Raw genomic sequence first — 16,341 nt, 5'->3', positions numbered from 1 at the left:
CAGCAGCGGGGCAGAGCCCCGCTCTACGCAGCGGGGTAGAGTCCCGCCCTACGCAGCGGGGTAGAGTCCCGCTCCACGTTTGGTAGCGGGGCAGCGCCCCGCTCTCCCCGGATCACACCGGGGACCGCACTTTCCGCGAGACCGCAATGCCGCGCCACATCCGTTCTGCCTGGTTGAAGACACTGGCCACCCTCGCCCTGCTGCTGCTCGCCGCCGGCGTGCTGGGGCTGCTCACCGGCCATGTGTGGATGTGCATCGCGCTGGCCTCCATCGGCGCGTTGGCCTGGCATTACTGGCGGCTGCGCCGGGTGCTGCGCCGGCTGACCGCCCGGCAGCGCTGGGACATGGGCGGCGGCAACGGCGTGTGGAACGAACTGGACCGCCTGCTGTACCGCAACCAGCTGGAAATGCGCACGCGCAAGCGGCGCCTGCTGGACATGCTGCGCAGCTACCGCGCCGCCGCCGCCGCCCTGCCCGACGCGGTGGTGGTGGTGGACCGCAACAGCCAGCGCGTGCAGTGGTTCAACGAAGCGGCCACCTCGCTGCTGGGCCTGCACCATCCCGGTGACCTGGGCGAGGCTCTGGTCGAGCGCCTGCAACCGATGCCGCTGGCCCACTGGCTCGCCGGCGGGCGCAATGCCGAACCGATCCTGGACGTGCCCTCCCCGGTCGACCCGGCGATCCGGCTCAACCTGCGCCTGATTCCCTACTCGCCGGACTACTGGCTGCTGATCGCACGCGATGTGAGCAAGCTGCTGCGGCTGGAACAGGTGCGCCGCGACTTCGTGGCCAATGTGTCCCATGAACTGCGCACGCCGCTCACAGTGGTGCACGGCTACCTGGACATGATGGAGCCGGAGGACTTCCCCGGCACCGGCCCGATGCTGGAAGAGATGCGCAAGCAGTCCCAGCGCATGGCCCAGCTGGTCGAAGACCTGCTCACCCTGTCGCGGCTGGAATCGCAGGAACACACCGAAGAAGAGACCGTGGCGATGGCGCCGATGCTGGCCACGCTGCGCCGTGAGGCCGAGGCGCACAGCCAGGGCCGCCACCAGATCAGCGTGATCGACAGTGCCGGGGTCGATCTGCAGGGCTCCAACAAGGAACTGCACAGCGCCTTCTCCAACCTGGTCACCAACGCGGTGCGCTACACCCCGGCCGGTGGCCGGGTCGAAGTAGAGCTGGCGCGCGAGGGCCAGGGCGTGGTGCTCAGCGTGCGCGACACCGGTTACGGCATTCCCGCCACCCACCTGCCGCGCCTGACCGAACGGTTCTACCGGGTGTCCAGCAGCCGTTCGCGCGAAAGCGGTGGCACCGGCCTGGGCCTGTCGATCGTCAAGCACATCCTGGGCCTGCACCATGCACGCCTGGAGATCCAGAGCGAGGTCGGCAAGGGCAGCGTGTTTGCGTGCCACTTCGATGCCGACCACGTCCGCGAGCGCGCCGACGCGGCCTCCCTTTCCTCTTCCGAAGACCTTTCCGCATGAGCACTCTCGTTCCCATCGCCGTGCCTGTGGACAACGATCCACTGCGTGACCCGGCGCTGTACATCAACCGCGAGCTGTCGCAGCTGGATTTCAACTTCCGCGTGCTGGCCCAGGCGATGGACACGCAGGTGCCGCTGCTGGAGCGGCTGCGCTTCATGTGCATTTCCTGCACCAACCTGGACGAGTTCTTCGAGATCCGCGCCGCCGCGGTCCGCCATGCGCAGGAGTTCGGGCTGCCGCCGGCCCCGGATGGCATGACCCCGCAGGCGATTCTCAACGCGATCCACGATCGCGCCGCACAGCTGGTGGACCAGCAGTACCGCTGCTGGAATGAAACCCTGCGCCCGGCACTGCACGACGCCGGCATCGACGTGCTTGGCCGGCACTCCTGGAACCACCGCCAGAAGCGTTGGCTGCGCGCCTATTTCCGCAACGAGATCATGCCGGTGCTGTCGCCGCTGGGGCTGGATCCGTCGCACCCGTTCCCGAAGATCCTCAACAAGTCGCTGAACATCGTGGTGGTGCTCAAGGGCACCGATGCGTTCGGCCGCGCCGGCCACCTGGCCATCGTGCGCGCGCCACGCTCGCTGCCGCGCATCATCCAGCTGCCGGAAAAACTCGGCGGCCCGCAGACCTATGTGTTCCTGTCCTCGGTGCTGTCCACGTTCGTCGACGAACTGTTCCCGGGCATGGAAGTCCAGGGCGCCTACCAGTTCCGCGTGACCCGCAATTCCGAACTGGTGGTGGACGAGGAAGAAGTGGAAAACCTGGCGCTGGCGCTGCGCGACGAGCTGGTCGACCGCGGCTACCGGCCGGCGGTGCGCCTGGAGATCGCGCAGGACTGCCCGCGCGACATCGTGCGCACGCTGCTGCAGAATTTCGGCCTGACCGAAAACGCGGTGTACCGCATCGACGGGCCGGTCAACCTCAACCGCGTGATCCAGCTGTACGACCTGCTGGCCCGCCCGGAACTGAAGTACCCCACCCTCAGCCCGCGCGTGCTGCGCGACGGCGACGGCATCTTCGACGTGGTGGCGCGCAAGGACGTGCTGCTGCACCATCCGTTCGATGCGTTCACCCCGGTGCTGGACCTGATCAAGCAGGCCGCGGTGGATCCCAACGCGCTGGCGATCAAGCAGACGCTGTACCGCACCGGCAAGGATTCGCAGATTGTCGATGCGTTGATCCAGGCCGCGCGCAATGGCAAGGACGTCACCGTGGTGGTGGAACTGCGGGCGCGCTTCGACGAAGAGGCCAACCTCGGCCTGGCCGACCGCCTGCAGGAAGCCGGCGTGCAGGTGGTGTACGGCGTGGTGGGCTACAAGACCCACGCCAAGATGCTGCTGATCGTGCGCCGCGAGGGCCGCAAGCTGCGCCGTTATGTGCACCTGGGCACCGGCAATTACCACAGCGGTACCGCACGCGCGTATACCGACCTGAGCCTGATCACCGCCGACCCGGACATCGGCAACGACGTGCACCTGCTCTTCCAGCAGCTGTCCGGCCTGGCGCCGCGAACCAAGCTCAAGCGCCTGCTGCAATCGCCGTTCACCCTGCACCCCGGCCTGTTGCAGCGTATTGAACGCGAGACCCGCCTGGCCACCAGTGGTCGCCCGGGCCGGATCATCGCCAAGATGAACGCCCTCAACGAGCCGCAGGTGATCCGCGCGTTGTATGCCGCCTCCCAGGCCGGCGTGCAGATCGACCTGATCGTGCGGGGCGCCTGCACCCTGCGCCCGGGCGTGCCCGGGGTGTCGGACAACATCCGGGTGCGTTCGATCGTCGGCCGGTTCCTGGAGCACAGCCGTGTCTACTGGTTCGGCAACGATGGCGCCGCCGAGCTCTACTGCGCCAGTGCCGACTGGCTGGAGCGCAACCTGCTGCGCCGGGTGGAAACCTGCTTCCCGATCCTGGACCCGGAGCTGGCGCGCAAGGTCTACCGTGACGTGCTGCAGAACTACCTGGACGACAACCTCAACGCCTGGCAGCTGCAGGCCGACGGCAGCTACCGGAAGTGCACCCCGGACCACGACGAGCCGCCGCACGCGGCGCAGATGGCGTTGATGCAGGGCCTGTAGGTACCGACCGTTGGTCGGTACGCGTTGATAGCCCGAGTCGGTACGTTCTTGCGTGCCGACCAACGGTCGGCACCTACCGGCCGGGCAGCCGCCTGCCCCCTTCGATGCGACCGGTCGTCGCAGCCTGCCCATGTGAAGGGCGCGCGGTGACTTCGCGACCCACCCTTCGGCTAACATTCGCAAATGCCGCATACCTCCACGACTCCGCCCGCCCTGCAGGATGGCGACCTGCTCGCCGCCATCGACCTGGGTTCCAACAGTTTCCACATGGTCATCGCGCGCTACACGCTCGGGCAGCTGCGGGTGGTCGACCGCCTGCGCGAGACCGTGCGCATGGCCGATGGCCTGGATGGCAAGGGCGGCCTGTCCGCCGAGGCGCGCCAGCGCGCGCTGGAATGCCTGGCGCGGTTCGGCCAGCGCATCCGCGCCATTCCCTCGGTCCGGGTGCGCGCGCTGGCGACCAACACCGTGCGCCAGCTGCGCTCGCCGCAGGCCTTCCTGATGCCGGCCGAGACCGCGCTCGGGCATGCCATCGAAGTGGTCAGCGGCCGCGAAGAGGCCCGCCTGATCTACCTGGGCGTGGCCCACGCGCAGCCGCCCAAGCCGGACCAGCGCCGGCTGGTGATCGACATCGGCGGCGGCTCCACCGAATTCATCATCGGCCAGGGCATGCAGACCCTGGAACGCGAAAGCCTGCAGGCCGGCTGCATCGCCAGCACGCGCCGGTTCTTCCCGGGCGGCAAGCTCAGCCGCAAGCGCTGGAAGGATGCGCTGACCGAGATCGGCGCGGAGTTCCAGCAGTTCGCCAACAAGTACCGGGCGCTGGGCTGGCACGAAGCGCTGGGCTCGTCGGGCACGCACAAGGCGATCAGCGAGATCTGCGCCACCATGAAGCTGAGCAAGGGCGCGATCACCGCCGAAGCCCTGCCGCAGCTGCGCGATGAGCTGCTCAAGGCCAAGCGCATCGAAGACATCAACCTGCCCGGGCTGTCGGCCGACCGCCGCCCGATCATCGCCGGCGGCATCCTGGTGCTGGAGGCGGCCTTCCAGGCGCTGGGCCTGCAGAAGCTGCTGGTCAGCAAGGCGGCCATGCGCGAAGGCATCCTGTACGACATCCTGGGCCGCGCCAGCGAAAACGACCTGCGCGACGAATCGGTGGCCGCGCTGACCCTGCGCTATGGCATCGACATCGTGCAGGCCGACCGCGTCGAGCACACCGCGATGAACCTGCTGGCCCAGGTGGAAGACAGCTGGGCGCTGGACCCCGACGACGCGCGCATGCTCGGCTGGGCCGCGCGCCTGCACGAGCTGGGTCTGATGATCGCCCACAGCGGTTACCACGTGCACGGCAGCTACGTGCTGGAGAACTCGGACATCGCCGGCTTCTCGCGGCAGGAACAGCAACTGCTGGCCGCGCTGGTCCGCAGCCACCGCCGCAACATCTCCAAGTCGGCGTTCGAGGCGCTGCCAGAGCGCCTGCTGCAACCGGCACGGCGCATGACCGCGCTGCTGCGGCTGGCGGTGCTGCTCAACCGCGCCCACGAGGAAACCCCGATGCCGGCGCTGGAACTGACCGCCGACGACAGCCGCCTGGCACTGATCCTGCCGCAGGCCTACATCGATGCGCGGCCGCTGCTGCGCGCCGACCTGATCGGTGAAACCGAGGGCATGGCCGGGCTGGGCGTGCAGTTCCGGCCGTTCGTGGCCTGAGTTCAGCGGCCCGCGCACCGCCGCGGGCCGCCCTCCCTGCGTCTTCTGTGCCGCGTGGCGGTACCGGGCGGCGGTAGTCCCACCATGTCCCCTTGCCCTGACCGCGCCCCACCCCGGCGGGCGGCGGCTTCGTCGTGGCCGTTTGCCAGCCGCTCCAGCTGCCGGGCGCGGGGGGATTTGCGCGGGAACCATGCCGCATTGCATCAAATTGCTACATTTCGACACAAACCGATACGTAGCGCCCCCTGAACCGCCACGACAAGTCATTGCTTCTCTTGCAGTTTTGTCTCGCTCGTTAGAAGACCGTGAGAATTTCTTCGCGGACTATTTACAAAGTATTAACGACCGAGACTATGATCAAGGAACCGGCCTTCACACGGTCGGATTTTTGGGGACGCGGGAACTTGGGCCCGCCGACTCTTTTTGATCCAGTTCCAAACGAGAGAGAGAGCCACATGAATTCACGCACCAACGTACTGGGGCAGGCGATCCGCTATGCCCTGGTCGCCGGCACCGCAGGCCTGATGGCCGCCCCGGCGATGGCACAGGACGCGCCGGCAGCAACCAACCTTGACCGCATCGAGATCACCGGTTCGCGCATCCGCCAGGTCGACGTGGAAACCGCCCAGCCGGTGCTGGCGCTGACCCGCATGGACATCGAGCGCCAGGGCTTCAGCTCGGTCTCGGACATCCTGCAGAACGTCACCGCCATGGGCAGCCCGACGATCAGCCGTGCCAACGTGCTGACCGCCGGTGAAAATGCCGGCGGTACCTACGTCGACATGCGCGGCCTGGGTACCCAGCGCACGCTGGTGCTGGTCAACGGTCGTCGCCTGGGCATCAGCACCTCCGGCTACCAGGACCTGTCGGTCCTGCCGGTGTCGGCGATCGAGCGCATCGAGATCCTGAAGGACGGCGCCTCGGCCATCTACGGCTCCGACGCCATGGCCGGCGTGGTCAATATCATCACCCGCAGCAACGTCAACGGCGTGACCGCCAACGTCTACCACGGCCAGTTCAGCGAAGGCGACGGCGCGCGTGACCGCTTCGACGTGGTTGCCGGTTGGTCCAACGACCGCCTCTCGGCCACCTTCGCCGCCGAGCATTCGGAAGAAAAGGCCGTGTGGGCGCGTGACCGCGGCTTCAGCCAGTACAGCAACACCGACCGCCACCCGACCGAAGGCTGGACCACCACCAGCCAGTGGGGCCAGTTCACCGGCCTGAAGGGCGGCCCGGGCTGCACCAAGACTGCCGGTTGCGACTACTCGCTCAACCGTGGCGCCGATCCGACCAAGCCGGGCAACTACCACCTGACCGACCCGGCCGCGTTCACCGGTGACACCAGCAACACCAACGATCAGATGCACCTGAGCTATCCGATCAAGCGTGACTCGGTGTTCTTCTCCGGCCAGGCCGACATCACCGACAACGTCCGCTTCAAGACCGAACTCGGTTACAACAAGCGTGAGTCGACCCGCGTCACCGCCGGCTACCCGCTGGCCTCCAGCGCGCTGGGGGCCAACAACGTCGGCAATATGTCGATCGACAGCTACTTCAACCCGTTCGGCAACAAGAACGGCTACGCTGCCCCGACCGCGATGCAGTGGAACCGTCGTACCTGGGAACTGCCGCGTACCAGCACCAGCGAGCTGAAGACCTACCGTGCCGTGGCCTCCTTCGAGGGCTCGTTCGACCTGGGCGAGCGCTACTTCGATTGGGAAGTGGGCTACCAGTACAGCAAGAACGAGCTGACCCAGCACACCACCGGCAACCTGCACAAGCAGCGCGTCATTGATGCGGTGGGGCCGTCGTACCTGAACACCGCGACCGGCAAGGTCGAGTGCGGCAGCGCTGCCGCCCCGAAGGCCAACTGCATGGTGTGGAACCCGCTGGTGCCGTACGGCGTGCAGAACCCGTACGGTCTGGACGGCAACCAGGCGCTGCAGGATTGGCTGTTCCCGGAAGAGAACGCCACCGGTCAGACCTCGACCAAGAACTGGTTCGCCAACCTCAGCGGCAGCGCGTTCACCCTGCCGGCCGGCGATGTCGGCTTCGCGTTCGGCCTGGAAAACCGCGAAGAGAACGGCAAGTTCGTCCCCGATGCGCTCGCCCAGACCGGCGCGACCACCAACCTGGCCGCAGGCCCGACCGGTGGCGCGTACAAGGTGAAGGAAGCGTACCTGGAGTTGAACGTGCCGGTGCTGGCCGACCTGCCGGGTGCCAAGGAGCTGAGCTTCAGCGCCGCGACCCGCTACTCGGACTACAACACCTTCGGTGACACCCTCAACAGCAAGTTCGGCTTCAAGTGGCGTCCGCTGGACCAGCTGCTGGTGCGTGGTACCTGGGCCGAGGGCTTCCGTGCCCCGACCATCAACGACCTGTTCGGTGGCGGTTCGGAAACCTTCGCGACCTTCACCGATCCGTGCGACAGCGTGTATGGCTCGGCCAAGAGCAGCAGCAGCGTGCGTGCCCGTTGCGCGCAGGACATCGCCAACGTCGCCACCTTCCGTCAGCTTGATTCGACCCGTCAGCCCACCTCGGGTTCGAGCGCGGCCACGCCGGTCCCGTTCACCTCCGGCTCGAATCCCAACCTGCTGCCGGAAACCTCGACCAGCAAGACGCTGGGCGTGGTCTGGAGCCCCACCTTCATCAGCAACTTCAATGTGTCGCTGGACTGGTGGAAGATCCGCATCGACAACACGATCGTCTCCGACAGCCCGAATCAGATCCTGATCGACTGCTACGAGCAGAACATCGAGTCGCGTTGCGCCCGCTTCTCGCGTGATCCGGTCACCGGCATCGTCACTGGCCTGAAGTTCGGCAACCGCAATGCCGGTTTCGCCGAGACCGAAGGCTACGACATGGACCTGAGCTACCGTCTGGATACCGACTACGGCAAGCTGAGCACCTCCTGGTCGACCACCTACGTCAGCTCGAACATCTACCGTTCGTCCAACGACGCGGCGACCGTGCCGACCACCATCAACGGCATCGCCGCCAACACCGGCATCGGCTTCCGCGTGCGCTCCAACGCCACCGTGGGCTGGGATCTGGAGAACTTCGGCGTCAGCTGGAGCGCGCGTTACTACTCCGGTGTGAAGGAGCAGTGCCTGAGCCTGCCGAACCATCCGGACGAGTGTTCCGATCCGGGCGTGTATGCACCGTGGTACAAGGGCGCACGCAACTACAACGAGCGTGGCTCGGTCACCTTCCACGACGTGCAGGCGCGCTACAAGCTGCCGTGGAACGCCACCGTGTCGATCGGCGCCAACAACGTGTTCAACCGTCTCGGCCCGGTGATGTACACCAAGCCGAACTCGGTGTACTCGTACTACGGCGGTTTCGACATCGGTCGCTTCGTGTACATGCAGTACAAGCAGCAGTTCTGATCGCTGCCCGGTAATACCGCAACACCCAACCACGGCCCTTCGGGGCCGTGGTTTTTTTTGGTTCTTCGCCCATCTGCGGGGCAGGCAGAAACGTGCCTTGATGCTTTCCCGGCACACAGCCGGCGGCGGATCGGGCGCTGGGCCCCCATGCCCTTTCCGGCGACGCCCCCGGCGTCGGCCTGCGGCCGCCCCCTCCCCCTTTATTTCGCCTCCAAGGGCATGAGGGCCCAGCGCCCGACCCACCGCCCAAAAAGGCGTGGCGTCCACCTGCGCACCGCAAGCCGAGCCCCGTAGCAGCCGGTAGGCCCCTCGGCAAAATAAAGGAGGAGGCCGCTTCGCGGCCGGGGGACATTTGCGCCAGGGGCCTACCGGCTGCTACGGGGCCCTCACGCGCGCGACCGCCCCGATCGGGGACGCCAGCCGATCCAAACTGCGCGTGCAGAAGCTGGGGGCGTCATCGGCCGGTCATGCGCGCGTCATGGGCGCTACATCGCGCGCGCCCAGCATGGCCACATACCGGAGGCCCGCCATGCGCTATGCCATCGTCACTGAAACGTACCCCCCCGAAGTCAACGGCGTTGCCCTGACCGTGCAGGGGCTGGAACAGGGACTGCGCGCGGCTGGCCACCAGGTGGACCTGGTCCGCCCGCGCCAGGCCACCGAAGCCGACACCGAGGAAGGCACCCTGCTGGTGACCGGCGCCGGGCTGCCGCGCTACCCCGGCCTGCGTTTCGGGCTGCCTGCGCCCAAGCGCCTGGCCCGGCAATGGCAGCTGCAGCGCCCCGATGCGATCTACATCGCCACCGAAGGCCCGTTGGGCTGGTCCGCACTGCGCACCGCGCGCCGGCTCGGCATCCCGGTCGCCAGCGGCTTCCACACCCGCTTCGACGAGTACCTGCCCGACTACGGCGTGGCCTGGCTGCAGGCCGCTGCGCTGCGCTGGATGCGGCGCTTCCACAACCAGGCCGATGCCACCCTGGTGCCCACCCAGGAACTGCAGCAGTTCCTGGGCGAACAGGGCTTCGACCGCGTGCGCCTGCTGGCCCGTGCGGTGGACAGCAGCCAGTTTGAACCACCGCGGCGCGACCCCGCACTGCGCGAGGAATGGGGCATCGATGGCAACGGCTTTGCGGCGATCTACGTGGGCCGCATCGCGCCGGAAAAGAACCTCGGCCTGGCGGTGAAGGCGTTCCGGCGCCTGCAGCAGATACGCCCCAAGGCGCGCTTCATCTGGGTGGGCGATGGCCCCTCGCGCGAAAAACTGGCGCATGAAAATCCCGACTTCATCTTCTGCGGCGTGCAGCGCGGCGACGCGCTCGCGCGCCACTTCGCCAGCGGCGACCTGTTCCTGTTCCCCAGCCGCAGCGAGACCTTCGGCAACGTCACCCTCGAAGCGATGGCCAGCGGCGTGGCCACCGTGGCCTTCGATTACGGCGCGGCACGCGAGTACCTGCGCACCGATGAGAACGGCATGGCGGTGAACACCGACAGTGAGTTCGTCGCCGCCGCGCTGCAGCTGGCCGGCGACGATGTGCTGCGGGCCCGGCTGGGCCGCAACGCGGCCACCGCCATGAAACGGCTGCATCCACAGCAGGTGGTGGCCGAATTCGATGCCTTGTTGTCCGAACTGGCCACGGCCCGGAGGCCCCATGCCGACCACGCCGCTTGACGCCCTGCGCGGGCACGAAACCCGCTGGTGCCGCCGCGCCAACCACTACTGCAGGCGCCGCCGGGTACGCCGCGCGTTCGCCGTGGTCAGCCGGCTGGGCGATGGGGTGTTCTGGTATGCGCTGATGGCCGCACTGGTGCTGCTGGACGGGTTTGAAGGGCTGCAGGCCTCGCTGCACATGGCCGCCACCGGGCTGATGGCGTTGCTGCTGTACAAGGGTCTCAAACGCTGGACCCGACGCCCGCGCCCGTATGCCGCCGACCTGCGCATCCGCGCCTGGGTCGCGCCGCTGGATGAATTCAGTTTCCCTTCCGGGCACACCCTGCACGCGGTGTCGTTCACCATCGTCGCCCTGGCCTACTACCCGTGGCTGGCACCGCTGCTGGTGCCGTTCACCGCCGCGGTGGGACTGTCCCGGGTAGTGCTGGGCCTGCACTATCCCAGCGATGTGCTGGCCGCCACGGCAATTGCGACAGCCCTGGCCGGCGCCAGCCTTCGGTGGTTGCCGCTGCCGCTGTAACCTGGGGTGCAGGCCGCAGCAGAGCCGCCCGACCCGTTTTACAATGCGCGCATGACCACGCTGTTCATTTCCGATCTGCACCTGGACCCGAGTCGTCCAGCCATCACCGAGCTGTTCCTGGCGTTCCTGCGCGATGAAGCGATGCAGGCCGACGCGCTGTACATCCTGGGCGACCTGTTCGAAGCCTGGATCGGCGATGACACGCCCTCGGCCGCCGCCGACGCGGTGGCCGACGCGCTGCATGCCGTGTCCGATGCCGGCGTGCCGGTGTACTTCATCCGCGGCAACCGCGACTTCCTGGTCGGCAACGACTACGCGCGCCGTGCCGGCTTCCGCATCCTGCCCGACCCCAGCGTGATCGACCTGTACGGTCGCCCGGTGCTGCTGCAGCACGGCGACCTGCTGTGCACCGACGACGTGGCCTACCAGCAATTCCGCGCGCAGACCCGCGACCCGGTGTTCCAGGCGCAGTTCCTGTCCCAGCCGCTGGCCGCGCGCATCGCCTTCGCGCAGAAAGCGCGCGACGCCAGCCAGGCGCGACAGTCGGAAATGAAGCAGGACGACCGCGCCAGCTTCGAGACCGTCACCGACGTGGCACCGGCCGAAGTGGAGGCCACCTACGTACGCCACGGCGTGGACACCATGATCCACGGCCACACCCACCGCCCGGCGATCCACGCGCTGCAGGTCGGCGATCGCCCGTGCACCCGGATTGTCCTGGGTGACTGGTATGAACAAGGGTCGGTGCTGCGCGTGACCGCGCAGGGCTGGAGCCTGGACACGCTGGCGCGCTGAGCCGATAAAGGATCACGGATGATCGACCGTCCACCGGCCCTGCTGCTGGCCGCGCTGCTTTCGCTGGGCGCGCCTGTGGCAGCCAGCGCCGCCCCCGCCGAAGCCACTGGGTCACCCCAGGTGGAACAGATCCCCCCCGACCCGCACGCGCCGCAGGTGGGCAGCGGCCCGCACCGGTACCAGTTCGTGCTGCGCGATACGGTCAGCGCCGCACCGGCCGCACTGCGGCCGTTCGCGCTGTCGCACACCGCGTTCGACCTGCCGTTCGTGGCCGCGGAGAAGGATGTTTACCAGGGCATCACCGATGCGCAGGGACGCACGCCCGTATTCGCGTTCGAACAGGCGCCTCCCGCGCAGGGCTGGGTGCTGCTGGAACGCTTTGGCAGCGGCCCCTATGGCGAACGCATGCGGCTGCAGGCCGGCGATGGCGAGGGCGTTGGCGCGATGGCCTACGAGCTGGTGGTCTGTGGCAAAACCCCGCGGCTGTATCGCGGCGTGACCACGGCCGACGGCGACACCGCGTATACGGCCACCAGTGCGATCGTGAACCTGTTGCTCTTCATCGATGCCGACAGCACCGCCGCCGGGGGCGACAAGACCGCCGGTCGGATCGAGGCCGGCGATGGCCAGACCGCGCTGCGGCGCTGCCGCCCCGACGCGGCAGATCCCGCCTGACCCAAGATGCCCTGCCCGCCACCGCAGCGCGCGGTGGCAGGCAGGGCGTTGGCCAGAGATCAGCGGAAGGCGGCCACCGCAGCCTTGGTGTTGACCAGCACGCGCTGGTTGTCGGCGCTGCTGGCAATGCCCATCGGCACGCCGTTGTAATTGATGTTCGGGTTGGACCAGAAGTTCAGGCGCGGGCAGCCCGCCGTGCACGCATAGGCCATGATCGTGCGCCAGCGCGAACCGCTCGACGGCTCGTAGCGGTAGCCGTGGCCATACGCGTACGGCGAGGTGCTCGGGTCGGTGGCGATGTCGTGGCGCGCACTCTGCAGGTGGCCGATTTCATGAGCGAAGGAGTAGTAGCCGGTAGCGCAGTCCCAATGCACCGCCGCGAACGCGGTGGCGGCGGTGGAGCCGATGCCGGAGGCCAGGCCGCACGAGCTGGCGTTGTTGATCACCAGCACGGCGACGTCGGCGCGGGTGGTGTTGCGGCTGGTGTGGATGCTGTCCATCACCCCGTCGCTGGTGTTGCGGAAACGCGACAGGTCGGTGGAGAAGCTGCTTGATTCCACATAGGGGGTGGTCTCGTAACCGGCCAGCTGCAGGGTGATGCCCACGTTGCTGTTGACGTAGCCCTGGTTGGATTCGGCCACCGCCAACTGCACCAGCGACTGCATGTTGCCGCCGTACGCGGCCACCGCGCCGTTGGTGGCCACCACCAGCACCCGGATGGTGGCCGGCGTTCCCGATGACGCAGCGGCGATGCCGGCGCGGTCGCTGACCGGCATGGCCACCTGCGGCAGGCTGTTGTAGTCGGCCGGGTGGTCGGCCGGCATGCGCGACTCGTCCACTTCCACCAGCACATGGCGGCCATCGCTGAGCGGGCGCAGGCGGTACAGCTGGCCGTCCTTGCGGATGGAGCCAGTCACCGTGTCGCCGTTACGCACCAGGATCACCGAGTTGGCCGGGTCGTTGGCAGCCGCCCGCGCGCCCAGTTTGGCGCTGCGCGACTGCAGCTGGCCGTACCAGACGCTGCCGCCGTCCGGCAGGGCCTCGACGCGTTGCTGCAGCGCCTGCACCGGCGTCCCCAGCAGCTCGAACTCGAGCTGGCGCTGGCCGGCATTGACCGCTGCGGCATCGATCCGCACCTCCTGCACCGCCGCGGTGGACGCGGCCGACAGCACCGCCTGCGCGGCGGGCTGGTTGGCACTGCCGGCACGGCTCAGCACCGTGACCGGTTCGAACAACGGGGCGGCGCTGGCAGCGCCTGCCGCCGCCATGCACAACGTGATGACACCTGCGGCCTTGCTCATCGATCTGGACATCGTGTCGTCTCTCTCTGAGTGGAAAACGGGGGTGGACATCGTGGTTACGGTGCTGCCCCTGCGAGCGGGCCCGCCCATATGGCTCCACTTGATCGCGTGAATTCAATAGACAAGGTCGATCACTTTTCCGAACTGTGACCGCCGACCGCGCGGTTCAGCGACGTCGCGTCCGTGTCGTTTTCGCGCTAACGTCGTCACATCCACTGGGAACAGACGGCCATGGCAGGACAGCCCCCTCCGGCACCCACGGCGACGCTGTCGCTGCAGATCGGCCTGTTCTTCGACGGCACCCGCAACAACGCCGACAACCTGTTGCGCGCGTCACGCCCTCCCGGCAGCACCACGCCCACCGCACGACCACCGGCGCCGCTGGTGGCCGATGACGCCTCGCCGTACCAGAGCCGGCTGACCAGCAGCTACAGCAACGGGCTGACCAACATCGCGCGGCTGCATGCGTTGTATCCCGACGACCGCGCGCAGCGGGCGCGCGGCCCGGTGGTGTCGCTGGCGATCTACATCGAGGGCGCCGGCACCCGCACCGGCACCGATGACGACCTGATGGGCCTGGCCTTCGGCATTGGGCGCACGGGGGTGCGCGCCAAGGCGCGGCGGGCGCTGGACGAACTGCTGCCCGATGCACTGCGGGCGCTGGCGCGTAACCATCCGCAGGCGGTGCTGGAAACGCTGCATATCGACCTGTTCGGTTTTTCGCGTGGCGCGGCGTCCGCGCGCGATGCGCTCACTCGGCTCAACCGCGCCGACGGCCGCGCGTGGTTGCGCGAGCAGGTGCACCGCACCGGCTGGCAGGTGGCCAACGAGGCGACCGTCCCCGCACGGCCGGCGCGCTTTGTCGGGCTCTTCGATACGGTGGTGGCGATCAACCCGCAGCAGCGCGACGAACTGCCCGATGTCGCGCTGCCGGCCGGGTGCGCCGCCAAGGTGCTGCAGATTGCCGCGCGCGACGAACACCGTTACCACTTCGCGCTGACCTCGGTGGCGCCGCAACATGAAGAGATCGCCCTGCCCGGCGTGCACGCCAACATCGGCGGCGGCTACGACCAGCGCATCGAGGGGCCCAAGCTGTTGACCCGCCCGCTTGGCCAGCGCGTTACAGGGCACGGCCTGGCCGACACCGAGGTGCCGCCGCTGCACCTGCTACAGGGCACCCAGGTGTACCGGCAGGCGCTGGCGGCGTGCCAGCGTTGGCAAGCCGCGCTGGGATTGGGCGATGACGCGGTGTGGGTGGATGTGTGGCACCGCTGGCAGGCGCAGCGGGTGGCCGGCAGTGCCAGCGTGCTGCCGCAGTGGGTGCTGTATGCGCATGCGGCGGTGGTGTTGAAGCGCGACATCGACGGGCGCTACCAGTGGGTGGCCTTGCGGCTGATGCAGCAGCGTGCGGCCGCGGCCGGCGTGCGCTGGTTGGCCGATGCCGATGACGTGGCCGCGCTCACCCTGCCCGACGTGCTACTGCCGATCGCAGCGCGGCTGTTGTCGGGCCAGGCGTTGGATGCGGCACAGGAACAGCTGCTGCGGCAGCACTACCTGATGCAGTCGGCGCATTGGAATTTCGATGCGCTCGGCGATACCGCGCTGTTGTACGCCGCCGATGAAGGCACCCGTGAATTGCCGTATCGCCCCGGGCCGGGGCTGTTCTACATCAACCGGCCGACCGAGGACGGCAAACGCGTGGTGTTGCCAAACGCGTGATTTACGTGCAGCCATCCAACGTGATGCGCCAGCCACCAAACGTGATGCGCCAGCCACCCATGGGGTGGCTCTACCGTGTCGCGTGATGCGGTAGAGCCACCCCATGGGTGGCTGCACCATGTTGGGTGGCCGCACCCGGTGTGGGGTTACCGCACCGGGCCGCTGGTGCGGCCGGCCTGCTCGATGAGGTTGGCCAGTTCTTCTTCGTCGAACCCGGCCAGCAGGCGCGCCTCCAGGTTGAAGGGGCCGTAGAGGAAGCCGCCGGCGTACTCGTTCAACAGCGCGATGAAGCGTTCGCGCGGTTCGACCCCGGCGCGCTTGCAGTACCAGTGATACCAGCGCGACCCGGCCGCCACATGCGCCACTTCCTCGCGCAGGATGATCTCCAGCACATCGGCGGTGGCGTGGTCATTGGCCGACCGCAGTTTGTTGATCATGCCCGGGGTGACATCCAGCCCGCGGGCCTCCAGCACGCGCGGCACCAGCGCCATCCGCGACAGCCCATCGTGCGCGGTCTTCTCGCACATTTCCCACAGGCCGTTGTGCGCGTCGAAATCCCCGTAATCGAACCCCAGCGCCTGCAGCCGCCCGTGCAACAGCATGAAATGGCGCGACTCGTCGTCGGCCACGCTCACCCAGTCGGCATGGAACGCACCGGGCAGGCCACGGAAGCGGTACACCGCATCCCAGGCCAGGTCGATGGCATTGAGTTCGATATGGGCGATGGCATGGATGAACGCCGCGCGCCCCTCCACACTGCCCAGCCCGCGCTTGGGCAGGTCGCGCGGGTGCACCAGGTGCGGCCTGGACGGCCGGCCCGGCATGCGGATCGGCGCGGGCGGTGCGGCATCGGCGCGGGCCTTGAGCTGGCCCGCGCGGAACTGCACCGCGTAGGCCTGGGTCAGCGCGACTTTATGCAGCGGGTCCGTTGCGGCCAGGCACTGCTGCGCGGCACGCAGCAGGTCACCGGCCGCCTCCAGCGGCAACTGCTCAGCCAT

Annotated in this window: 11 protein-coding genes; 9 read left to right on the top strand and 2 right to left on the bottom strand. The window is 68.0% G+C overall.

Annotated features, from left to right (window positions below; translation table 11 throughout):
- Positions 1 to 146 precede the first annotated feature (146 nt).
- The 8 genes from phoR (at position 147) to ACZ0AE_RS04165 (ending at position 12,323) form a co-directional block, all read left to right on the top strand.
- Positions 147 to 1,487, top strand: coding sequence for a phosphate regulon sensor histidine kinase PhoR (phoR, locus tag ACZ0AE_RS04200; protein WP_038690180.1), 1,341 nt, complete (start codon positions 147 to 149; stop codon positions 1,485 to 1,487).
- Entirely contained in the window at positions 1,484 to 3,565 is a 2,082-nt protein-coding gene (ppk1, locus tag ACZ0AE_RS04195; protein WP_038690182.1) for a polyphosphate kinase 1, read from the top strand. The genes phoR and ppk1 overlap by 4 nt, the downstream gene beginning before the upstream one ends.
- A gap of 183 nt (positions 3,566 to 3,748) precedes the next feature.
- Positions 3,749 to 5,275, top strand: a complete 1,527-nt coding sequence (ppx, locus tag ACZ0AE_RS04190) for an exopolyphosphatase (RefSeq protein ID WP_038690184.1) — start codon at positions 3,749 to 3,751, stop codon at positions 5,273 to 5,275.
- A 455-nt stretch (positions 5,276 to 5,730) separates the two neighbouring features.
- A complete protein-coding gene (locus ACZ0AE_RS04185) occupies positions 5,731 to 8,664 on the top strand; it encodes a TonB-dependent receptor domain-containing protein (RefSeq protein ID WP_463600454.1) in 2,934 nt (977 codons plus the stop codon).
- Positions 8,665 to 9,193: 529 nt separating this feature from the next.
- Entirely contained in the window at positions 9,194 to 10,333 is a 1,140-nt protein-coding gene (locus ACZ0AE_RS04180) for a glycosyltransferase family 4 protein (protein WP_038690188.1), read from the top strand.
- Entirely contained in the window at positions 10,314 to 10,853 is a 540-nt protein-coding gene (locus ACZ0AE_RS04175; RefSeq protein WP_038690190.1) for a phosphatase PAP2 family protein, read from the top strand. Before ACZ0AE_RS04180 ends, ACZ0AE_RS04175 begins: the two co-directional genes overlap by 20 nt.
- Before the next feature lie 51 nt (positions 10,854 to 10,904).
- On the top strand, positions 10,905 to 11,648 hold the full coding sequence (lpxH, locus tag ACZ0AE_RS04170; RefSeq protein WP_038692461.1) for a UDP-2,3-diacylglucosamine diphosphatase: 744 nt from the start codon (positions 10,905 to 10,907) through the stop codon (positions 11,646 to 11,648).
- A gap of 18 nt (positions 11,649 to 11,666) precedes the next feature.
- Complete coding sequence (locus tag ACZ0AE_RS04165) at positions 11,667 to 12,323, top strand: hypothetical protein (protein ID WP_463600453.1); 657 nt, start codon at positions 11,667 to 11,669, stop codon at positions 12,321 to 12,323.
- 59 nt (positions 12,324 to 12,382) lie between these two features.
- On the opposite strand, the gene ACZ0AE_RS04160 is transcribed toward ACZ0AE_RS04165, so the two are convergent.
- Positions 12,383 to 13,636, bottom strand: a complete 1,254-nt coding sequence (locus tag ACZ0AE_RS04160) for a M12 family metallo-peptidase (protein WP_038690194.1) — start codon at positions 13,634 to 13,636, stop codon at positions 12,383 to 12,385.
- A gap of 219 nt (positions 13,637 to 13,855) precedes the next feature.
- Between ACZ0AE_RS04160 and ACZ0AE_RS04155 the strand changes: the two genes are divergently transcribed.
- On the top strand, positions 13,856 to 15,343 hold the full coding sequence (locus ACZ0AE_RS04155; RefSeq protein WP_463600452.1) for a DUF2235 domain-containing protein: 1,488 nt from the start codon (positions 13,856 to 13,858) through the stop codon (positions 15,341 to 15,343).
- A 146-nt stretch (positions 15,344 to 15,489) separates the two neighbouring features.
- On the opposite strand, the gene ACZ0AE_RS04150 is transcribed toward ACZ0AE_RS04155, so the two are convergent.
- The gene (locus ACZ0AE_RS04150; RefSeq protein ID WP_137190932.1) at positions 15,490 to 16,341 is read right to left on the bottom strand and encodes a ferritin-like domain-containing protein; all 852 of its coding nucleotides are present in this window, start codon (positions 16,339 to 16,341) and stop codon (positions 15,490 to 15,492) included.

It is taken from the genome of Stenotrophomonas sp. AC248 (genome assembly GCF_979258185.1).
This window is presented reverse-complemented; position numbering and strand designations above follow the sequence as displayed.